We start from the raw sequence: 20501 nt of genomic DNA on the forward strand, positions 1-20501 counted from the left end.
TGCCCGGCCTGCCTTCCCGCCGCCTGCCTTCCCGCTTGCCTGCCGCACGGTGGCCTGCCTGCCCGCCCGCTGCCTGCCCGCACAGGACCGTCAGCCCGTGACCGCCGGCCGACGGTCGAGCCGCAGCGACCACGGTCGGCACGCCTCCAGTTCGTAGCCGCAGGCGAGCAGGAAGTCGCTCCCGCCGGCCCCGGCGGTCGCGAGCACGGTGCGGATACCGGTCCTGTCCGTCTCCTCCGCGAGGAGCTGGAGCAGCCGGCGGCCGATGCCCAGGAAGCGCAGCTGGGGTGCCACCACCACACCGTCCAGCACCATCTCCCGCCGGCCGCCGACGTCCTCACCCAGCAACAGGTCCTCGCTCCGTTCGTGCGCCCGCAACTCGCCGACCGGCCCGCCACCGGGCAGTTCGGCCACGAATCGCCAACACCCGTCCGGCACGTCCTCGGTCACCCGGCGAAACCCCACGGCGGCGCGAAGCCGCTCCCGTACCCGTCGCTCGTCGCGCCGCCCGCGGTCGAGGTCGTACGTCCGCTCGGGCACCCGCACCGGCCACTGTTCCGGCGGTACGCACCAGTGCCCCCACCACGCGCCCGGCCAGTCCTTCAGCGTCCGGACCTCCCGGACGTCGAGGTGCGCGGGATAGCGGCGACCGCCCTCGTCGCGTCGTCCGTCGTGTGGGACGGCCGGCAGCACCGCGAGGGTGCCCGGCTCGACCGAGGACGACGTGCTGGTTCTTGCGATGTCATCTGGGAAGGCGTCTGGCATGTCGGGCCCGGCGTCTCGGACACCGACCACCAGTTCCCCGCCGGCGGCCCGGACCAACCGCTCCACCGTCCGCAACCTCGGATCGGCTCCCGGATCGGATTCGATCCGCGCCACGGTGCTCTTGGGCACGCCCGACCGCCGCGCCAGTTCCCGCTGGCTCAGGTCTGCCTGGCGCCGCAGTGCGCGCAGCGCCGCCCCCACGTCGATCGGCCAGCTCCGCTCCGTCACACCTCGATCGTCGCCATGGAGTGGGCCGACTTCAACAACAGCCGCCCACCTGTGGAAAAGCCTGTGGATAACCGCATGGTTGTGTGCAGCCGGAGGCCCTTGGGCGGACCACCACGCCCGAGCCGAGCTGCCTCCCGTCGACCCGCAGCCCGGCCGAGCCGAGCTGGCGCCGGTCTGCCCGTAGCGCGCCCGGCCCGGCGCAGCCACAACCACAGCCATAGCCGATCCGGTGGCGCAGCCGGTCGCCGGTCGCCGGCCACAGCCGTAGTCGCAACCACAGCCACTGCACGCGCCGCCGCGGAAGCCGTGCGCGGTCGCTGTCGAGCTGCCCCGCCTATGAGACCACCGGTGCGTACCGGCCCAGCCCTTCTGGCCGGGGCGTGCCCCATCTGTGAGGGCAGCTCGACAGGGGCCGAACGGGGCTGGTGACGCCACCGACGGGGCCGGCTCGACACCGTTACCCGGTGTCGCCACCGACGGCCCGCTCGACACCGTGCCTCGTGTCCCTGTGGCCCGTGGCCCTATCGTCGCGTGAGGCCGGCGGAGCGCGGCTCGGCACCGTGGGTGTGTCCCGGTCCCGTCGCGCCCGTCGCGGACGGCTTCACGTCGCGGGGCAGGTCACAGTCGCGGGTACCGGGCGGAGCCGGCCCGCGGCGGGCGGGGATACCGTGGGGGCGTGGCGCTCTCGCTGGCGATCTCGCCCTGCCCCAACGACACGTTCGTCTTCCACGCCCTGGTGCACGGCCTCGTGCCCGACGCGCCGCCGGTGGAGGTGACGTACGCCGACGTCGACGTGACCAACACGGCCGCCGAGCGGGGCGCGTTCGACCTGGTGAAGGTGAGCTACGCCGCGCTGCCGTGGCTGCTGGAGGACTACCACCTGCTGCCCTGCGGCGGGGCGCTCGGCCGTGGCTGCGGCCCGCTGGTGCTGACCAGGGGCGACGGCGCCGGCCGACCCGACCGCCCGGGCGGCGCGGGGCACGCCGACCGCGCTGGCCTCGCCGACCGGGCTGACCTCACCGGCGCGACCGTGGCGGTGCCCGGCGACCGGACGACGGCGTACCTGCTCTTCCGGCTCTGGGCGGCGGACCGGCCGCCGGCGCGGATCGAGGTGGTGCCGTTCCACGAGATCATGCCGGGCGTGGCCGCCGGCCGGTACGACGCCGGCCTGGTCATCCACGAGGCCCGCTTCACCTACCCGCGGCACGGCCTGACCGCCCTGGTGGACCTGGGCGAGTGGTGGGAGGCCGACACCGGCCTGCCCATCCCCCTCGGCGCCATCCTGGCCCGGCGCGGCGCGGTGGACCCGGAGGCCGCCGCTGGGTGGATCCGCGAGTCGGTCCGCCGGGCCTGGGCCGACCCGGCGGCGAGCCGCGACTACGTGCTGGCGCACGCGCAGGAGATGGAGCCCGACGTGGTGGACCGACACATCGGCCTCTACGTCAACGAGTTCACCGCCGACCTGGGGGACGCCGGGTTCGCCGCCGTGGAGGCGCTGCTCGGTCGGGCCGCCGCCGCCGGGCTGGTGCCTCAGACCTCCAGCTCGCGCGCGACGGCGTGGACCAGCTGAGCGATCTTCTGCGCGGTCTTGCGGTCGGGGAAGCGGCCCCGGCGCAGGTCCGGCTGCACCTTCGCCTCCAGCACCTTGATCATGTCCTCGACGAGGCCGTGCAACTCCTCGGCCGGCCGGCGGCGCAGCTCCGCCACCGACGGCGGGGCGTCGAGCAGCTTGACCCCCATCGCCTGCGCGCCCCGGCGGCTGTCCACCACGCTGAAGTCGACCCGCTGACCGCCCTTGAGGTCGGTGACACCCGCCGGCAGCGCGGTCTTGGGAAGGAACACGTCGCCACCCTCGTCGCTGGTGACAAATCCGTATCCCTTGGCCGCGTCAAACCACTTCACTCGACCCGTCGGCACCTGAGAACCCCTGCTTCGCTTGAGACGTCTACTGCCCCAAGGCTAGCCGGATCATCCCGTCCAGCGCCGCCGGGAATCCGGTGAGATCATCCAACACCGCCTCCGCCCCGGCGGCGCGGAGTTCGTCGGCCGAACACGGGCCGGTCGCGACGGCGATGCCGGGCACGCCCGCCGCCCGCGCGGCCACCATGTCGGCCACGTGGTCGCCGACGTAGTGCGTGGCGCCGTGCTCGCGCAGCGCGGTCGCCTTCTCCTCGGCAAACAGGTCGCCGGCCAGCTCGTCGACCGCCAGTCCGAGGTGGTCGAGGTGCAGCCGGGCCAGGCGGCCCAGCTTGGAGGTGACCACCAGCACCCGGCCGCCGCGGGCGCGGATCGCGTCGATCGCCTCGCGGGCGCCGGGCAGCGGGACGGTGGGCGTGATCGCGTACGCCGGGTAGAGCTCGCGGTACGTGCGGACGGCCGCGTCGACCTGCTCCGGCGGGAACCAGCGGGCGATCTCGGTACGCAGCGGCGGGCCGAGCCGGGACACGGCGGCCTCAGCGTCCACGTGCACCCCCGTCAGGGCGGTCAGCGCCCGGTAGGTCTCGGCGATGCCGGGGCGCGAGTCGACCAGGGTCATGTCGAGGTCGAAGCCGACCGTCAGTGCGGGCATGCGCAGAAACCTACCCGCCCGTCCGCACGGGTCAGCCGGACGTCCGAGGGGCGGGAAGACCCCCTGCCGGGCTAGCGTGGAACGACGATGACCACCTCACTCGCCGACCACCTGCGGTCGCTGCCCGACGAGTCGCTCGCCGCCCTCCTCCAACTGCGGCCGGACCTCGTGGTGCCCGTGCCCGCCGACGTCTCCGCGCTCGCCATCCGGGCCCAGTCCCGGGTCTCGGTGGCCCGCGCGCTCGACGGGCTCGACCAGTTCACCCTGCAGATCCTGGACGCCGCCCGGCTCACCCGGGACCCGGCCGAGGGCACCACCTCCACCGCCTCGGTGCTCGCCATGGCCACCGCCGGCCCACACCCGCCCGCCCCCACCTCCGTCCGCACCGCCGTGAACCGGCTGCGCGCGCTCTTCCTGCTGCACGGTCCCGAGAGCGCCCTGCGCGTGGTGGAGAGCGTCGACGAGGTCTCCCCGTACCCGGCGGGGCTGGGCCGGCCGGCGGCGGAGCTGGACCCGCGGGCGGCGGCGCTCTGCGCGGACCCGGCGAAGCTGCGGCGGACGCTGCTGGCCGCGCCCCCCTCGGCCCGGGCCATCCTGGACCGGCTCGCCGCCGGCCCGCCGGTGGGCAGCGTGCCGGCGGGCGCGTTGCAGGCGCCGCCGGTCGGCGCGGAGGACGACCTGCCCCCGGACCCGACCAACGGCGGCGCGCCGACCGGCTCGCCGGTGCGCTGGCTGGTCGACCACCACCTGCTGGTGCTGGTCTCCGGCCCCAACAAGGCCAGCGCCACCGGCACCGTCGAGCTGCCCCGGGAGGTCGGCCTGCTGCTGCGCCGGGACAGCGGCCCGCTCGGCCCGCTGCGAACCAGCCCGCCGCCGGTGGCCACGCCGCCGCGCGAGCCGAAGGCCGCCGACTCCGCCGGGGCCGGGCAGACCATGGAGGCGGTACGTCACACCGAGGCGCTGCTGGAGCAGCTCGCCGCCGAGCCGGCGCCCGTGCTGCGCTCCGGCGGCCTGGGCGTGCGCGACCTGCGCCGGCTGGCCCGCGCGGTCGGGGTGGACGAGCCGACGGCCGCCCTGCTGCTGGAGGCGGCGTACGCGGCGGGGCTGATCGGCGAGGTGGACCTGCCCGGGGCCACCACCACCCGATACGGGGCCGACCAGCAGGTGCTGCCCACCGCCGGGTACGAGGTGTGGCGGGCCGGCACGCTGGCGCAGCGCTGGGAGCAGCTCGGCCGGGCCTGGCTGACGATGACCCGGCAGGTCGGGCTGATCGGGCAGCGCGACGACCGGGACCGGCCGATCACCGTGCTCTCGGCCGAGGCGGAACGGGCCGGGGCGCCGGCCGCCCGACGCGCGGTCCTCGGGGTGCTCGCCGGCCTGGAGCCCGCCACCGCGCCCACCCCCGAGGAGGTGCAGTCGCTGCTCGACTGGCGGGCGCCGCGGCGCAGCCGGGGGCGGGAGGCCGCGCACCGCGAGGTGCTGGCCGAGGCGGCGACGCTGGGCGTGACCGGGCTGGGGGCGCTCACCTCGTACGGGCGGCTGCTGCTCGCCGACGTCACCGCCACCGACGAGCGGGGCGGGGACGACCCGCTCGGGCTACGCGCGGACGCCGAGGACGGCGACGGGACCGGCGCGGTGCGCGCGCTGGACGCGTTGCTGCCCGCCCCGGTCGACCACTTCCTGGTGCAGGCCGACCTGACCGTCGTGGTGCCCGGCCCGCCCGACCCGGCCCTCGCCGCCGAACTGGAGGTGGTGGCCGAGCACGAGTCGGCCGGCGGCGCCAGCGTGCACCGGGTCACCCCGGCCAGCGTGCGCCGGGCCCTGGACGCCGGCTACTCGGCCGACGACCTGCACGCCCTGTTCCGGCGCCGGTCCCGCACCCCGGTCCCGCAGGGGCTGACGTACCTGGTCGACGACGTGGCCCGCAAGCACGGCGGGCTGCGGGTCGGCTCCGCCGGGGCGTACGTGCGCAGCGACGACGAGGCGCTGCTGACCGAGGTGCTCGCCGACCGGCGCCTGGAGTCGCTGGCGCTGCGCCGGCTCGCGCCGACGGTGCTGTCGACCCCGTACCAGGTGGGCCGGATGCTCACGGCCCTGCGCGAGGCCGGGTACGCCCCGGTGCCGGAGGACGCGAGCGGGGCGGCGGTGCTGTCCCGCCCGAAGACCCGCCGGGCCCCGGCCCGGGTGTCGGTGACGACCCGGACCCTCGACCCGCTGACCGCGCCGAAGCTGTCCATGCCCCGCCTGCTGGGCGTGGTGGAGCAGATCCGGCGCGGCGACGCGGCGGCCCGGGCGGCGCGGCGCGCGCCGGCGGTGGTCCGGGGCGGTGCGGCGCGTACCGGGCCGGCGCCGGTGCACACCCACAGCGACGCCCTCGCCGTGCTCCAGCAGGCGGTGCGGGACAAGGCGCTGGTCTGGGTCGGGTACGTCGACGCGCACGGGGCGACAGCGTCCCGGCTGGTCCGGCCGGTCTCGATCGGCGCGGGTTACCTGCGCGCCGAGGACGAGCGCACGGAGATGCTGCACACCTTCGCCCTGCACCGGATCACGGCGGCGGTGCTGGAGGACTGAGCGCCGGCGCCCGTCCGCCCACGGGTCGTTCCTCGGGCAGGGCCGGCGGCCTCGGGCCGGGTCAGCGCCGGCTGCGGCGTACCGTCCCGACGACGGAGACGATCAGCAGCAGCGCGAACCCGGCGCCGGCCGACTCGCCGACCGAGTCGACGAAGCCCTGTTCGAGCACCAGCCAGCCGAAGAGGAACCAGCCGAGGAGCACCGCCGCGGCGGCCGCGTACGCGACGACGGTGACGGTGGAGACCCCCTCGTCCGGCGACCGGTCGCGCTCGGCGCTGTGCTCCGGTCTCGCTTCCCGGTCGACCGTCATCTCCAGCCTCCCCGTCCGTCCGACGCGTGGCCTTCCAGCGTGTCACTCGGGTGACCGGAGTGACAGGGGATAAAACCCCGATCGGACGACATGTGCGACGCGGACGGGCCGGGACCCCCCGGGGGCGGCGGCTCAGGTGCCGGGGCGCCGCCCGACCACCACCACCCGGCTGCCGACCTTGCCCAGCTCCCAGTACCGGACCGCGTCGGCGTGCAGCAGGTTGACGCAGCCGTGCGAGCCGATCGCCTTGTTGTGCAGGTAGGTCGTGGTCTCGTGGAAGCCCATCCCCTGCGTGAAGTGCTGCCAGTACGGGAGCCAGACCTCGTACGGGTCGGACCACTCCTTGATGTTGCGATAGTTGATCTTGAAGGTGCCGGCCGGGGTGCGGTAGCCGGGCATGCCCGTCCGGGTGACCGTCGGCTTCACGAGCACCTTGCCGTTGCGCATCACCCAGGTCGTCTGCCGGGTCAGGTCGATGCAGAAGGTGGTGCCCGAGCCGGCCTTGCAGCGCGCCGTGTCGGTGGTGGCGAGCCGCTTCGCCACGTCGTGGGTGGTGGGCCCCGCGCGGCCGTGGGCGGGGCGGATGTCGTACCGCTTCTGGAACTTCTTGATCGCGGCGCAGTCGGCGGCGGACTGGCGGCCGTCCACGGTCAGCGTCCCGAACCCGCCCAGCCGGGCGAGGTACGCCTCCACCGCGCGCTGGTGCTCCCCCTGCGGGCAGCCGGCGGCCGACGGCGACGTGGTGGGCTTCGGCGCGGGCCGGGTCGGCCTCGGGCGGTTCGGCGCGGGCTTCACCGCCGGCTTCGCCGTCGCCGTGCCGGCCCGCTGGTCCGGCCCGGGCGCACCGCTCGCCCCCGTTAACTGCTCCGTGGCACCGACCGGGACGGGACCCCCGCCCCCACCTCCGTCGGCCCGCGGCTCGAACGCGCACGCACCGGCACCGACCAGCGTGGCCACTGCCAGGGCGACGAGCCGGGTGGTGATCCGGACGTGTTTCATGGCGCCTCCCGTGACAGGTGTCCTATTGCTAGACGTTGCGAGTGCCGTTCCGGTTGCGCCCCGTGTCCAGATTTTTCTGGCGTCACCCGGATACGTGCAACACTGGTGGGTCGGCCCGGGGCGGGTCAGTCACCTCCCGGACAGCCGGCGACCCGAGGCGGAGGAGAGGCACTGGCGTGAGCGGTGGACCCCTGATCGTGCAGTCGGACAAGACCCTGCTGCTGGAGATCGACCACCCCGACGCGCAGGCGTGCCGGATGGCCATCGCGCCCTTCGCGGAGTTGGAGCGCTCCCCGGAACACGTGCACACCTACCGGCTGACCCCGCTCGGGTTGTGGAACGCGCGCGCCGCCGGCCACGACGCCGAGGCCGTGGTGGACGCGCTGATCAAGTATTCGCGGTACCCGGTGCCGCACGCGCTGCTGGTCGACGTGGCCGAGACGATGGACCGGTACGGCCGGCTCCAGCTCGCCAACGACCCGGCGCACGGGCTGGTGCTGCGGGCCCTGGACCGGGTGGTGCTGATCGAGGTAGCCAAGAGCAAGAAGCTCGCCGGCATGCTCGGCGCGAAGATCGACGACGACACGATCGCGGTGCACCCGTCCGAGCGGGGCCGGCTCAAGCAGGCGCTGCTCAAGCTGGGCTGGCCGGCGGAGGACCTGGCCGGCTACGTCGACGGCGAGGCGCACCCGATCGAGCTGGCCGAGGCCGGCAAGGACGGCGGCAGGCCGTGGACGCTGCGGTCGTACCAGCGGGAGGCCGTGGAGGCGTTCTGGGCCGGCGGGTCGGGCGTGGTGGTGCTGCCCTGTGGCGCGGGCAAGACGCTGGTCGGGGCGGCGGCGATGGCCGAGGCGAAGGCCACCACGCTGATCCTGGTCACCAACACGGTCGCCGGGCGGCAGTGGAAGCGCGAGCTGATCGCCCGTACCTCCCTGACCGAGGAGGAGATCGGGGAATATTCGGGCGAGCGCAAGGAGATCCGCCCGGTCACCATCGCCACGTACCAGGTGCTCACCTCGCGGCGCGGCGGCGCGTTCACCCACCTGGACCTGTTCGGGGCGCGCGACTGGGGCCTGGTCGTCTACGACGAGGTCCACCTGCTGCCCGCGCCGATCTTCCGGTTCACCGCGGACCTCCAGGCCCGCCGCCGGCTGGGGCTGACGGCGACGCTGGTCCGCGAGGACGGCCGGGAGGGCGACGTGTTCAGCCTGATCGGCCCGAAGCGGTACGACGCGCCGTGGAAGGACATCGAGTCGCAGGGCTGGATCGCCCCGGCCCAGTGCACCGAGGTACGCGTGACGCTCACCGACGCGGAGCGCATGTCGTACGCGACGGCGGAGGCCGAGGAGCGCTACCGGATGGCGGCGACCGCCCGCACGAAGCTCCCCGTCGTCAAGGCGCTGGTGGACCGGCACCCGGGCGAGCAGACGCTGGTGATCGGCGGCTACATCGAGCAGCTGCACCAGCTCGGCGAATACCTCGACGCGCCGATCGTGCAGGGCTCGACCACCAACAAGGAACGGGAGCGGCTCTTCGACGCGTTCCGCTCCGGGGAGATCCGCACCCTGGTCATCTCGAAGGTCGGCAACTTCTCCATCGACCTGCCCGAGGCGGCGGTGGCGATCCAGGTGTCGGGCACGTTCGGCTCGCGGCAGGAGGAGGCGCAGCGCCTCGGGCGGGTGCTCCGGCCCAAGGCCGACGGCCGGCAGGCGCACTTCTACACCGTCGTCTCCCGGGACACCATCGACACCGAGTACGCCGCCCACCGCCAGCGCTTCCTCGCCGAGCAGGGGTACGCGTACACGATCGTCGACGCCGACGACGTCCTCGGCCCGAAGCTGCCGACGGTCGACTGACTCCCGTCACCGGACAGACCTCGCGGGAAGCGCACGTCCCTCCGGTCGGTGTGGCGGGCCTGGCGCCGGCTCAGCGGTGTGGCCCGACGCTGATGAATGACTGATCTCTGCCCGGGTACGCGGGCTGCGATACCGGCGACGGATTCGGGCCCGTGGCCCGCACCGCCATCACGCTGGGCCACGGCCCGGCGCGGAATCGCGATGGCCGACCCGACATACGCGAGAAGAGGCATGCGATGAGGGACAGGATCCTCCAAGCTCTGAAGAGGCAGACAAAGTCGATCATGGTGCGCCGCAGGCGCAGGGATTCCATGATCAGCAAGCGGGGCCGCTCCAGAAGGCCCGGCAGGCTCTTCCAATAAGGCTCAGCGCCCGCGTCGAGCCGGGCGGCGTCACCGTCTCGGCCGAGGACCAGCAGGGCGTACGCCACTGGGTCTTCTGCGACCGCCCGCTACCCGGCGGCGCGCGGTGCGCCCTGCCGACCGACCACACCGCGCACTGCTCCCGCCGACTCTGGCGGACCCGCAACCACCCCGAGCAGAAGACGACCCCGCCGCCCGGCCGCCGCCCGACCACACGCTGCTCCGGCCAGATCTTGGACGGTTTCCGTTCGTTTGGAACGACAACTGTCCAAGATTGCCAAAGGCGGCGGGGGGGGGGGGCGGGAGCGGCGCAGCGGTGTGGCGATGTGGTTCCGGCCGGTGGGCGATTGGGTCCGTGTGGGCGAGCCGGTGCTGACGGGGCCCGTGCTCGGGACTGCCGGGCGGCTACGGCCGGCGGACCCGGTAGTAGAGGTGGGTGACCTGGTCGCCCTCGATGACGGTCGGCCCGGTCAGCTCGACCGGCGGGTGACCGAGCTGGTCGAAGAACGGCACCCCGCCGCCGAGCAGGACCGGCACGAGGTTGACCCGGATCTCGTCCAGCAGCCCGGCGTCGAGGCACTGGCGGGCGATGGTGCCGCCGTTGACCCCGACCCAGCGGCCGCCGGCCAGCTCCCGGGCCTGCGCGACGGCGGCCTCGATGCCCTCGGTGACGAAGGTGAACGGCGCGTCCGGCCGGGGCCAGCCGTCCGGCACGTGGTGGGTGACCACCACGACCGGCTTGTCCAGGGGGTGCCTGCCGTCCCAGCCGCCGATCAGGTCGAAGAGTCGCCGGCCGACGACCAGGGCGCCGGTCTCGTCCATGGTGCGGCGCACGTGGCCGGCGCTCGCCGGGGAGGTGCGGAACGTCATGTCCGGCTTGGCGGTCGGCACGGGGACGTCGCCGTTCTCGTACCAGCGGAAGAGCAGGTCGAAGCCGCTCTCGTCCGGCCCGGATATGTAGCCGTCCAGCGACATGCTCGCCTCGGTGTAGACCCCGCCCATCAGAGCACCCGGGTGATCTGCTCGGCGGCGATCCGGGCGTCCAGCCGGGCCGGGTCGAGGTTGGCGCAGAGCACCACCGACGCCCCGACGGCCAGCGGCGCCAGCAGCCAGTACACGGGCTGCTCGTGCTCGGCGACGTCGACCAGCAGCCGGTCGCCGGCCCGCAGGTCGAGCCGCTCCGCCACGGCCCGCGCGACGCTGCCCCACTGGCGGTAGCTCGTGCCATCCGGGCTGGCCGCGTCGGCGCTGGTCAGCGGGGCGGACGCGGGCAGCGCGTCGGTGTACCGGCCCACCTCGGCGAGCCAGTCCAGGTAGCCGAGGGGCACCTCGGCCAACGGGGCGGACCCCAGCCCGAGGACGTAGCGGTGCCGGGCCTCGGGCACGTCCTCCAGCCAGTCGTCCAGCCGCTTCGCGCTGACGAAGACCGCGTCGAACGGCTCGTTGTCGCCCGGCCCGAGCTGCGGCAGCCCGGCGGTCGCCCGGGGACGGAACGACACCGCCACCCCGGCCGACCAGGCGCCCAGCAGCACGGCGGCGGTCTGCCAGTGGGCCGGGAGCAGCACCGCCGCCCGGTCGCCGACGCCCAGCCCGCAGCCCTCGCGCAGCAGCCCGGCGGCCCGCGCCGCCCAGCCGCCCAGCTCCGTGGCGGTCAGGTCGACCCGCTCACCGGTCGCGTCGTCGAGGTACGTCAGCAGCGGCCGGTCCATCTCGGTGGGCCGGTCACCGGTCGGCGACTCCCGGACGAGGGCATCGGTCAGGATCATCACGCACTCCTCGGGCAGGCTCAGGCCACCCTACTCAACCAGCGTCGGCCCGGCATTCGACTGACGCGCCCGTCGCCGGAGATCACCGCAATCATGGCCGGACGACCCCGTCGACGTCGCACAGCCCGAGCACCCGTTCTGGGCCGAACTCGCCCAGGCCAGGGCCCATCCACGACTGCAGATCGCCGACGACGGCGTCGCGTCCCTGCTCGCCATGGTGTGGCTCACCGAGGCGGAGCTGAACGGGCCGCGGGTCGCCCGACCCACCGCGGCGCCCTCGCTCGCCGACGGCGAGGTCGACAACACCTCCTGGCGGGCGAGGCACGGCGTGTACGGTTCCCTGTGGCTGGTGCCCCGCGACGACCCCAACGCAGGCGTGCCACCGGTGAGTTTCCCGTCCGACGGCGACGCCTACGTCGACGTGCCGGACAGGTTCGACGTCTTCCACGCCGAACACCTGGGCGGCACCGACATGTCCCCCGACGGAGTGCGCGACGGCCTGTCGCCCTGGTACGTCGAGGTGTGCCGACTGGGCGGCATCAGCTTCGGCGGCGACCTGGACATCGCCCTGGACCTCGAAAACGACGCCTTCCTCGGCGACTGGAGCACCGCTGTGCGGATCCCGGGCACCGCTGCCGGTCAACCGACGTCGCCACGTTGAACCAGCGGCAGGGCGCACGCGGGACCCGCTGACCGTCACACCGGCAGCTCGGGGCCACCGTCGAGCAGCGGGGCGAGCAGGTCTCCGTCCTTCTCCACCCGCTTGAGCACCTCGCTCGCCACGTACGGCTTGGTGGCCGGCCGTTTCCCGGCCGCGCCCGCCGCGACCTCGTCCCACGTCAGCGGGGTGGACACGGACGGCACCGACTGGGCCCGCAGCGAGTACGGCGACACGGTCGTCTTGGCCGCGTTGTTCTGGCTCCAGTCGATGAAGACCTTGCCGGGCCGCAGGTTCTTCGCCATCTTCGACACGACCAGTTTCGGGTGCGCCCGTTCCAGCTCCTGGGCGATCCGCTTGGCGTAGCCGGACACGTCCTCGGCGTCCTGCGTGCCGGCGATCGGGCAGCAGAGCTGCATGCCCTTCTTCCCGGACGTCTTCGGGTAGCTGTCGATGCCGTCCTCGGCGAGCCGGTCCCGCATCAGCAACGCCACCTGGCAGCACTGGCGCAGCGCCGCCGGCGGCCCCGGATCCAGGTCGACCACCATCATGTCCGGGTGCTCGCCGATCTTCCACTGTGGGGTGTGCAGCTCCAGCGCGGCGAGGTTGGCCAGCCAGACCAGGGTGGGCAGGTCGTCGGCGACCACGTAGTCGATGGTCTCCCGGCCCTTGCTCGACCCGGGCGCGGGCAGCGTCTCGGTGCGTACCCAGCCGGGGGTGGCGGCCGGGGCGTTCTTCTCGAAGAACGAGCCGCCGGTGACCCCGTTGGGGAAGCGGATCCGGGTCAGCGCCCGGCCTTGCAGGTGCGGCAGGAGCACCGGGGCGATGCGGGTGTAGTAGTCGATCACCTCGCCCTTGGTGAACCCCGCGTCGGGATAGAGCACCTTGTCCAGGTTGGACACCTCCAGCGAACGCCCCTCGACGTCCACCTTCAACCGCTCACCCGGCATCGTCGACCTCCTCGGCGGGCTTGTCCGGTCGCAGCCGGAGCACCCGGGGGAACCGCAACCGCCCGTCCGGGGTGCGCTGGCCGTACTTCACCTCCACCACGACCCTCGGGGTTACCCAGATCGCGCCCCGCGCATCGTCGCGCGGCAGGGCGTCGGCGAACGGCGAACCGCCGGTGCGCAGCGGCTCCAGCTCGCGGAGCAGTTCCCGCTCGATGGCCGCGCCGATGCCGCCGCCGACCCGCCCCCGGTAGGTGAGCCGCCCGTCCGGGCGCGGCACCCCGACCAGCAGGCCGCCGATCTTCCGCGCCCCGGGCCGCCAGCCGCCGACCACGAAGTCGCCGGTCACCTCCAGCTTGACCTTCAGCCAGTCCGGCGAGCGCACCCCCGGGCGGTAGACCGAGTCGACCCGCTTGGCCATCACCCCCTCCAGGCCGTGCTCGCCCGCCGCCTCGTAGGTGGCCAGGCCGTCCGGGAAGACCGGCGACACCGCCCACCGGGCGCCGCCGAGCGCGAGCCCGTCCAGGGCCTCCCGCCGGCGGGCGTACGACCGGCCGGTCAGGTCCTCGCCGTCGAGCCGGAGCAGGTCGAAGATCATGTACGTCACCGGGATGGTCGCCGCCAGCCGGGCGGCCTTGTTCCGGTCGCGGACGTGCATCCGCTCCGCCAGGGCGGTGAACGAGGGCTGGCCGTGCTCGCCGAGCAGCACCACCTCGCCGTCGAGCAGCGCGTCGCCCACCTGCTTCTGGAGGGTGGCCAGCTCGGGGTACGCGACGGTGATCTCGACGCCGGAGCGGGCGTACAGGTGCTGCCGGCCGCCGGAGATGTCGGCGAGCGCGCGGACGCCGTCCCACTTGAACTCGTACGCCCAGCCGGAACCCGCCGGGAGCTGCCCGGTCATCGCGAGCATCGGCTTGAGCGGCGCGCCGGGCACCCCATGACTGTACTTGCGCACGGAAGCGCTCGCGTGGCCTTCGATCTTTTGGGATCCTGGGCAGTACCGGCGAGAGGAGCACGGGATGCGGGCCATCTGGAAGGGAGCGGTCTCGTTCGGGCTGGTCTCGATCGGGGTGCGGGTCTACTCGGCCACCGAGGAGAAGGACATCCGCTTCCACCAGGTGCACCGGGACGACGGCGGCCGGATCCGTTACAAGCGCACCTGCCAGGTCTGCGGCGAGGAGGTCACCTACGACGACATCGCCAAGGGCTACGACATCGGCGGCGGCGAGATGGTGATCCTGACCGACGAGGACTTCGCCGACCTGCCGCTGTCCACCTCGCACGCGATCGACGTGCTGGAGTTCGTCCCCGCCGAGCAGGTCGACCCGATCCTCTACAACAAGGCGTACTTCCTGGAGCCGGAGGGCACCGCCACCAAGCCGTACGTGCTGCTGCGCGACGCGCTCGCCGACTCGGAGCGGGTGGCGATCGTCAAGGTGGCCCTGCGCCAGCGGGAACAGCTCGCCACGCTGCGGGTCCGGGAGGGCGTGCTGCTGCTCAACACGATGCTCTGGCCGGACGAGATCCGTAGCCCCGACTTCGGCTTCCTTGACGAGGACCTGAAGGTCCGCCCGCCGGAGCTGGCCATGGCCAGCTCGCTGATCGACTCGATGGCCGGCGAGTTCGAGCCGGACGCGTTCACCGACGACTACCGGGCGGCCCTCCAGGAGGTCATCGACGCGAAGGTGGAGGGCCGCGAGGTGGTCCAGCCGGAGGAGGTCGAGGAGGCCCCGGCGGCGGCGGTGGACCTGATGGCGGCGCTGAAGGCGTCCGTGGAGCGGGCCAAGGCCGCCCGGGGCGAGGCGCCGGCCGGCGGTGGCGGCGAGCCGACCCCGATCTCGGCGGCCCGTTCCGCCCAGAAGAAGGCGGCCGAGAAGAAGGCGGCCAAGGCGCCGGCCAAGAAGGCCGCCGAGAGGAAGGCGGCGCCCAAGAAGACGGCCGCGAAGAAGGCAGCCCCGAAGAAGGCCGCCGAGGGCGAGAAGAAGCCCGCGGCGAAGAAGGCGGCCCCGAAGAAGGCGGCCCGCAAGACCGCCTGACCCGCGCCGGCCCGCGTCCCCCGGCCGGCGACGCCTGCCCGGCGCACCGCGCGGGTTGCCTTGACGCCGGTGGCAAGGTCTAGCGTCGGTCGCGTCGGACGAGGGAGGTCGGATGCTGATCGGTGAGCTGGCGGAACGCGCCGGCACGAGCACCCGGGCCCTGCGCTACTACGAGACGCACGGCCTGGTCCGGGCGGCCCGCTCGGCCAACGGCTACCGGGTCTACGACGAGGCGGAGCTGCACGTCGTACGCGAGATCCGGGCCCTGCTCGCGGTGGGCTTCGGGCTCGACGACATCCGCCCGTTCGTCGCCTGCCTCCGAGCCGGCAACGCCTCCGGCCACGTCTGCCCGGACTCCGTCGCCGTGCTGCGGCGGAAGCTGGCCGAGGTGGACGCCGGCATCGACCGACTGCACGCGGTCCGGCAGGAGCTGCGGGACCAGCTCGCCCACGCCATCGCCCACCGGGAGGAAACATGCTCCAGACTGCGCCGCACGGCTCGCTGACCGCCGTCACCGACGACACCTTCGCCGCCGTGGTGCTCGCCGCCGACCGGCCGGTGGTGGTCGACTTCTGGGCGGACTGGTGCCCGCCGTGCCGGGCGATCTCCCGCAGCCTCGCCGAGCTGGCCGGGGAGTTCGCCGGGCAGCTGGTCTTCGCCACTATCGACACCGACGCCAACCCGGACACCACGCGCACGTACGGCGTGCTGTCCCTGCCCACCCTCCTGGTCTTCCGCCGGGGCGAGGTGGTCGGCTCGATCGTCGGGGCGCGGCCGAAGCACCACCTGCGGCAGTCCCTGGCCCGGCACCTGGCCGGCTGAGCCCGTGGGCGGCGGCCCGCCGGCCGCCGCCCTGCCCCGGGCGTTCCTGCCGGTGCTGGTGGGGCGGGGGTGGCCCGCGTGGTGGAAGCGGGACGGCCGAGGCGGCACGGTAGGCGTCGGGGCGGGTACCGTGTGCGTCGGCTTTCCCCCCGGCACTCCGATGCCGGCCACACCTTCGCAGCAGGGAGTCGACGCCGTGAGCGAGCGTACGCAGAACCGAGCCCAGAAGTCGGAGCGGCGGCTGGCCGCCCAGTTGGCGGCGCAGAAGGCGGCCGAGGCGAAGCGTCGCCGGCAGGCGTGGGCCGGCGGGCTCGCCGGCGTCGCCGTGGTCGCGGTGCTGATCACCGTCTTCGTGACGATCGGGCAGAACGACGACGACTCGAAGGAGCAGGCAGCGGGGACCCCGTCGGCGTCCGCCACCGCCCCGGCGGCCGACGCGCCCCCCGCCCCGCAGCTCCCGGCGGGTGCGGACCCGGCCCTGGGCACCAAGCCGACGGTCGCCGCCGGCAAGGGCGAGCTGAAGAAGCTCACCGTGACCCCGCTGATCAAGGGCACCGGCCCGGCGGTGCAGAAGGGCCAGACGATCACCACGAACTACGTGGGCGTGTTCTACAAGGACGGCAAGGAGTTCGACTCGTCGTGGAACGCCGGCCAGCCGGCCTCCTTCGCGATCGGCGTCGGCCAGGTCATCCCCGGCTGGGACCAGGGCCTGGTCGGGGTGACCGTCGGCAGCCGCGTGCAGCTCGACATCCCGGCCGAGCTGGCGTACGGCAACGACGCCTCCAGCGGGCGGCCGACCGGCCCGCTGCGCTTCGTCGTGGACGTGCTCGCGGCCCAGTGACCCGGTGGCCGGCCCGGTTCGCCCGGGTTGTCGCCCCGGTGTGATGCAGTAGCCCACAGAGGGCTTCCGGCCCTTCAGCCAGCGGCAGTAGGTTCAGCGTCACCCCGGGCGCCCGCCGTCCGGGGTGACCACCGGACCCGACGCGGAGGTGCACGTGACGGCGCTGGACGACGCGGGGCGGACCGCCCGGGTGATGTGGACGCACTTCGAGCCGGTCCACGCGGTCACCTACTTCCATCCCCGTGCCCGGGCCGCCTTCGAGGCGGTCGGGCTGCGCGGCTTCTGGCGCGGCTACTTCGCCGGCCGGGCGGCGCCGCTCGGGCCCGTCGACGCCGCGCCGGTGGTCGGGTCGTTCTTCAACTTCGCCCCGCACACCGTGGCGCGGGCGCTGCCGGCAGTCTGGCGGCTCGCCACCCCGCCGGAGGCGCTGCGCGCCCGGCTCACCGGCGCGGTGCAGGCGCTGGCCGAGCTGACCTACGAGTTGCCCGAGTCGCACCTGGTCGAGGCGGCCGAGCTGCTGGAGGCGGCCGCCGCCGAGGTGGAGCCCGCCGGCCGGGTGCTCGGCGCGGCCAACGCCGCCCTGCCGCGCGGCGAGTACCCGCTGGCCCGGCTGTGGCAGGCCGCCACGACGCTGCGGGAGCACCGGGGCGACGGGCACGTCGGGGCGCTGGTCGCGGCCGACCTCGACCCGGTGGAGACGCTGGCCTGGCGGGTCGCGGTCGGCCTGTCCCCGCAGTACCTGGCCGGGCGGGGCTGGGCCGAGGCGCAGTGGGCCGCCGCCCGTGCCCGGCTGGCCGAGCGCGGCTGGCTCACCGCCGAGGGCGAGGCGACCGCGCAGGGCCGCGCCCGGTTCCAGGCGATCGAGGACGCCACCGACGCCGCCGCCGCGCGACCGTGGCGGGCGCTGGGCCCCGAGCGCGCCGACCGGCTCCGGGACCTGCTCGAACCGATCGCCCGCGCCGCCCACTTCGTCATCCCGGAGGAGAACCCGATCGGCCTGCCCACCCCGCAGAGCTGACCGCCGCCCGTCCGGGACTGCACGGGTCATCGCCCGGCGAGTCGGCCCGGTCGTCGCCCGTCCGGGACGGCGCGGGTCGGCGCCCGATGGGGCAGGATGGGGCCGTGGCGGATGCGGTGATCTTCGACCTGGACGGCGTGATCGTGGATTCGGAGCCGGTCTGGGAGGAGGTGCGGCGGGCGTACGTGGCGGCGCACGGCGGCACCTGGCAGGCCGACACGCAGCGCCGGCTGATGGGCATGAGCACCGGCGAGTGGGCCCGGTACCTCAGCGGGGAGCTGGGCGTCGACCGGAGCGCCGAGCAGGTCGCCACCGAGGTGGTCGAGGAGATGATCCGGCGGTACGCGGCGCACGTACCGCTGATCGACGGGGCCGACGAGGTCGTGCGTCGGCTGGCCGGGCGGTGGCCGCTGGGGCTCGCCAGTTCCTCGCCGACCCGGCTGATCGCGGCGGCGCTGGCCGCGACGGGCCTGACCGACGCGTTCGGCGCGACGCTGTCGACCGAGGAGACCGAGCGGGGCAAGCCGGCGCCGGACGTCTACCTGGCGGTCGCCGGACGGCTGGGCGTCGACCCGGCCCGCTGCGTCGCCGTGGAGGACTCGTCCAACGGCGTCCGGTCGGCCGCCGCCGCCGGGATGACGGTGGTGGCGGTGCCGCACGGGTCGTACCCGCTGGACCCGGACGCCGAGCGGCTCGCGGCGGTGGTGCTGGGCGCGGTGGACGAGCTGACCCCCGCCACGGTGGACCGGCTCGGGTAGCGGCTAGGCCGGACGGACGACCACGTCCAGCAGCGGCGTCGGCCGGTCGACCCGGGCGATCTCCGCGACGGTCCAGCCCGCGGCGCCCACCCGGTCGGTGAGCCGGTCGACGAGCGGGGCCAGCCGGGCGGGGTGCGGCGGCTCGTAGACCAGGTGCAGCACGCCGTCGGGGGCCAGCAGGCCGGCGAGGCGGCGGAACTCGGCCGTGGGCGGCCGGGTCCAGAACAGGTTGACGTTGACGGCGAGGATCCGGTCGTAACGCTCCCCGGGGGAGTCCAGGGTGGACAGGTCGGCGTGCCGGAAGACGGCCCGACCGGCGGCGACCTGCGCGGCGTTGCGCTGGGTGGCGGCCCGCAGCGCGGTGGCGGACCGGTCGACCGCGACGACCCGGGCGACCTCCGGCACCGCGCAGATGAGCGCGACGGCCACGCCGTTGCCGCAGCCGATCTCCAGCACCCGGTGGCCGGCGCGCAGGTCGAGCCGGTCCACGGCCCAGCGCAGCCGCTCCGGCACCCGCCTGGTCGCCACCCGGTCAGCGTAGCCACGCCGGGCCCGTCAGACCCGCCCGACTCGGGCTCGACCTCGGCGCGCGTCGCCGAGCGGCCCCGCGACTCCCCGGCGCCGGCCCGGTTCGGCGTCGGCCCCCACCCCGTCCCGCATGACCACTCCCTCCCGCCGGTCACCCGGTTGCACGGTTTCCGGCCCCGCCGGGATCGGCATGAGCGCGGGTCCGCCGGGTACGGCAGCCGACGGCGCCCCGCGCCGGGGCCGCCGGGTGAGGAGACGGGGATGAAGGCGATCGTGTACGAGCGCACCGGCGACGCCTCGGTGCTGCAACTGGTCGACCGGCCGGTGCCGGAGCCGGGTCCCGGCGAGGTCCTGGTGCGGGTGGCGGTCTCCGGGGTGAACCCGACGGACTGGAAGTCGCGCCGGCAGGGGCCGCTGCCGGACGGCTGGCAGACGCCGGGGCAGGACGGCGCGGGGGTGATCGAGTCGGTCGGCCAGGGTGTCGACCGGGAGTTGGCCGGCGAGCGGGTCTGGCTGTGGGAGGCCGCCTGGCAGCGCCCGTGGGGCACCGCGGCCGAGTACACGGTGGTGCCGGTCCGGCAGGCGGTGCCCCTCGGCGACGCCTCCTTCGACGTGGGGGCCTGCCTGGGCATCCCCTTCCTCACCGCGCACCGGTGCCTGACGGCCGGGGAGTACACGCCGGACAGGCTGCACGCCGGGTCGCTCAGCGACCACACGGTGCTCGTGCAGGGCGGGGCGGGGGCGGTGGGCAACGCGGCCATCCAGCTCGCGCGGTGGGCGGACGCCTGCGTGGTCGCCACGGTCAGCAGCCCCGAGAAGGCGCAGCTCGCGGCGGCGGCCGGCGCGTCCTTCGTGGTCAACTACCGGGAGCAGGACGTGGTCGAGGAGGTCCGCAAGATCGCACCCGACGGGGTGCACACGATCGTCGAGGTCTCCCCGGCGCGCAACGCCGCGACCGACGTGCAACTGCTCGGGCGCGGCGGCGCGGTGTGCGTCTACGCCGACGACGGCGGGGACGAGGTGACCCTGCCGATCCGGTCGTCGATGGTGCCGAACGCGCGCTGGCAGTTCGTGCTCGTCTACACGGAGCCGAAGGCGGCCAAGGCCCAGGCGGTGGTGGACGTGGCCGCTGCGGCGGCGCAGGGCGGCATCCGGGTGGGCGAGGACGCGGGCCTGCCGCTGCACCACCACTCGCTCTCGGCGACCGCCGCCGCGCACCGGGCGGTGGAGAACTCGGTGGTCGGGAAGGTGCTCATCAGCACCAGCGCCGCGGGGTGACGGCCCCGCCGGGAGACGGCTCAGCGCCCGCCAGCCGGCCGGGACCCGCCGCCCCAAACCCCTCTGATCCGGGCTGATTTCCCCGTCATCAGGACAGAGGCGAACAACTTTCGCAACAATGGTGGTGCGGGTCGCCCCGCAAAGGAACGGGCGGCCCCGGCGCGGTGCGAACGCCGGGGCCGCCCCTGG

Annotated in this window: 22 protein-coding genes; 11 read left to right on the plus strand and 11 right to left on the minus strand. The window is 74.6% G+C overall.

Annotated elements, in window-relative coordinates; all coding sequences use genetic code 11:
- Positions 1-90: 90 nt before the first annotated feature.
- Positions 91-993, minus strand: coding sequence for a GNAT family N-acetyltransferase (locus ABT006_RS01075; protein ID WP_350701729.1), 903 nt, complete (start codon positions 991-993; stop codon positions 91-93).
- 676 nt (positions 994-1669) lie between these two features.
- On the opposite strand from ABT006_RS01075, the gene ABT006_RS01080 reads away from it, so the two are divergent.
- Positions 1670-2563, plus strand: coding sequence for a 1,4-dihydroxy-6-naphtoate synthase (locus tag ABT006_RS01080; protein WP_350701730.1), 894 nt, complete (start codon positions 1670-1672; stop codon positions 2561-2563).
- On the opposite strand, the gene ABT006_RS01085 is transcribed toward ABT006_RS01080, so the two are convergent.
- Complete coding sequence (locus ABT006_RS01085; RefSeq protein WP_091098926.1) at positions 2524-2910, minus strand: cold-shock protein; 387 nt, start codon at positions 2908-2910, stop codon at positions 2524-2526. The two genes, ABT006_RS01080 and ABT006_RS01085, sit on opposite strands and share 40 nt — an antisense overlap.
- Positions 2911-2938: 28 nt before the next feature.
- The gene (locus tag ABT006_RS01090) at positions 2939-3562 is read right to left on the minus strand and encodes an HAD family hydrolase (RefSeq protein ID WP_350701732.1); all 624 of its coding nucleotides are present in this window, start codon (positions 3560-3562) and stop codon (positions 2939-2941) included.
- A gap of 87 nt (positions 3563-3649) precedes the next feature.
- Here ABT006_RS01090 and ABT006_RS01095 point away from each other — a divergent pair, with 87 nt between their 5' ends.
- Positions 3650-6133 carry a helicase-associated domain-containing protein gene (locus tag ABT006_RS01095; protein ID WP_350701734.1) on the plus strand — a complete coding sequence of 828 codons (2484 nt, stop codon included), beginning with the start codon at positions 3650-3652 and terminating at the stop codon, positions 6131-6133.
- Positions 6134-6194: 61 nt separating this feature from the next.
- Here ABT006_RS01095 and ABT006_RS01100 read toward each other — a convergent pair whose 3' ends face one another.
- Both ABT006_RS01100 and ABT006_RS01105 read right to left on the minus strand, forming a co-directional pair.
- Positions 6195-6443 carry a hypothetical protein gene (locus tag ABT006_RS01100; RefSeq protein ID WP_350701735.1) on the minus strand — a complete coding sequence of 83 codons (249 nt, stop codon included), beginning with the start codon at positions 6441-6443 and terminating at the stop codon, positions 6195-6197.
- A 132-nt stretch (positions 6444-6575) separates the two neighbouring features.
- Positions 6576-7442, minus strand: coding sequence for a L,D-transpeptidase family protein (locus ABT006_RS01105; RefSeq protein ID WP_350701736.1), 867 nt, complete (start codon positions 7440-7442; stop codon positions 6576-6578).
- Between the two features lie 176 nt (positions 7443-7618).
- Between ABT006_RS01105 and ABT006_RS01110 the strand changes: the two genes are divergently transcribed.
- On the plus strand, positions 7619-9298 hold the full coding sequence (locus ABT006_RS01110) for a DNA repair helicase XPB (RefSeq protein WP_350701737.1): 1680 nt from the start codon (positions 7619-7621) through the stop codon (positions 9296-9298).
- 70 nt (positions 9299-9368) lie between these two features.
- Here the strand turns inward: ABT006_RS01110 and ABT006_RS01115 are convergent, their stop codons facing one another.
- From ABT006_RS01115 to ABT006_RS01125, 3 genes are all read right to left on the minus strand, one after another.
- Positions 9369-9728, minus strand: coding sequence for a hypothetical protein (locus tag ABT006_RS01115; RefSeq protein WP_350701739.1), 360 nt, complete (start codon positions 9726-9728; stop codon positions 9369-9371).
- A gap of 337 nt (positions 9729-10065) precedes the next feature.
- Positions 10066-10662 (minus strand): dihydrofolate reductase family protein, encoded by a 597-nt coding sequence (locus tag ABT006_RS01120; RefSeq protein WP_350701741.1) that lies wholly within the window; start codon positions 10660-10662, stop codon positions 10066-10068.
- Entirely contained in the window at positions 10662-11426 is a 765-nt protein-coding gene (locus ABT006_RS01125) for a TIGR03089 family protein (RefSeq protein WP_502890820.1), read from the minus strand. The genes ABT006_RS01120 and ABT006_RS01125 overlap by 1 nt, the downstream gene beginning before the upstream one ends.
- Before the next feature lie 214 nt (positions 11427-11640).
- On the opposite strand from ABT006_RS01125, the gene ABT006_RS01130 reads away from it, so the two are divergent.
- Positions 11641-12087, plus strand: a complete 447-nt coding sequence (locus ABT006_RS01130; protein ID WP_350701743.1) for a hypothetical protein — start codon at positions 11641-11643, stop codon at positions 12085-12087.
- A 35-nt stretch (positions 12088-12122) separates the two neighbouring features.
- Here ABT006_RS01130 and ligD (ABT006_RS01135) read toward each other — a convergent pair whose 3' ends face one another.
- Positions 12123-13034, minus strand: a complete 912-nt coding sequence (gene ligD / locus ABT006_RS01135) for a non-homologous end-joining DNA ligase (protein WP_350701744.1) — start codon at positions 13032-13034, stop codon at positions 12123-12125.
- Entirely contained in the window at positions 13024-13965 is a 942-nt protein-coding gene (ligD, locus tag ABT006_RS01140) for a non-homologous end-joining DNA ligase (protein ID WP_350701746.1), read from the minus strand. The genes ligD (ABT006_RS01135) and ligD (ABT006_RS01140) overlap by 11 nt, the downstream gene beginning before the upstream one ends.
- Positions 13966-14050: 85 nt before the next feature.
- Between ligD (ABT006_RS01140) and ku the strand changes: the two genes are divergently transcribed.
- The 6 genes from ku to ABT006_RS01170 all read left to right on the plus strand — a co-directional run bounded on the left by ku (position 14051) and on the right by ABT006_RS01170 (position 18506).
- Positions 14051-15067 carry a non-homologous end joining protein Ku gene (ku, locus tag ABT006_RS01145; RefSeq protein WP_350701748.1) on the plus strand — a complete coding sequence of 339 codons (1017 nt, stop codon included), beginning with the start codon at positions 14051-14053 and terminating at the stop codon, positions 15065-15067.
- A gap of 112 nt (positions 15068-15179) precedes the next feature.
- Positions 15180-15572, plus strand: coding sequence for a MerR family transcriptional regulator (locus ABT006_RS01150; protein WP_350701749.1), 393 nt, complete (start codon positions 15180-15182; stop codon positions 15570-15572).
- Positions 15542-15889: a thioredoxin gene (trxA, locus tag ABT006_RS01155; RefSeq protein WP_350701751.1), complete on the plus strand. Its 348-nt coding sequence runs from the start codon at positions 15542-15544 to the stop codon at positions 15887-15889. Before ABT006_RS01150 ends, trxA begins: the two co-directional genes overlap by 31 nt.
- A 160-nt stretch (positions 15890-16049) precedes the next feature.
- Entirely contained in the window at positions 16050-16730 is a 681-nt protein-coding gene (locus tag ABT006_RS01160) for an FKBP-type peptidyl-prolyl cis-trans isomerase (RefSeq protein WP_350701753.1), read from the plus strand.
- 193 nt (positions 16731-16923) lie between these two features.
- Positions 16924-17748 carry an SCO6745 family protein gene (locus ABT006_RS01165; RefSeq protein WP_350702665.1) on the plus strand — a complete coding sequence of 275 codons (825 nt, stop codon included), beginning with the start codon at positions 16924-16926 and terminating at the stop codon, positions 17746-17748.
- An 86-nt stretch (positions 17749-17834) separates the two neighbouring features.
- Positions 17835-18506, plus strand: coding sequence for an HAD family hydrolase (locus ABT006_RS01170; RefSeq protein WP_350701755.1), 672 nt, complete (start codon positions 17835-17837; stop codon positions 18504-18506).
- A gap of 3 nt (positions 18507-18509) precedes the next feature.
- Here the strand turns inward: ABT006_RS01170 and ABT006_RS01175 are convergent, their stop codons facing one another.
- Positions 18510-19034: an SAM-dependent methyltransferase gene (locus ABT006_RS01175; RefSeq protein WP_350701757.1), complete on the minus strand. Its 525-nt coding sequence runs from the start codon at positions 19032-19034 to the stop codon at positions 18510-18512.
- 261 nt (positions 19035-19295) lie between these two features.
- Between ABT006_RS01175 and ABT006_RS01180 the strand changes: the two genes are divergently transcribed.
- Positions 19296-20312, plus strand: a complete 1017-nt coding sequence (locus ABT006_RS01180; RefSeq protein ID WP_350701758.1) for an NADPH:quinone reductase — start codon at positions 19296-19298, stop codon at positions 20310-20312.
- Positions 20313-20501 lie beyond the last annotated feature (189 nt).

The sequence above is a fragment of the Micromonospora sp. NPDC002717 genome (assembly GCF_040295705.1).
Classification (GTDB): Bacteria; Actinomycetota; Actinomycetes; order Mycobacteriales; family Micromonosporaceae; genus Micromonospora.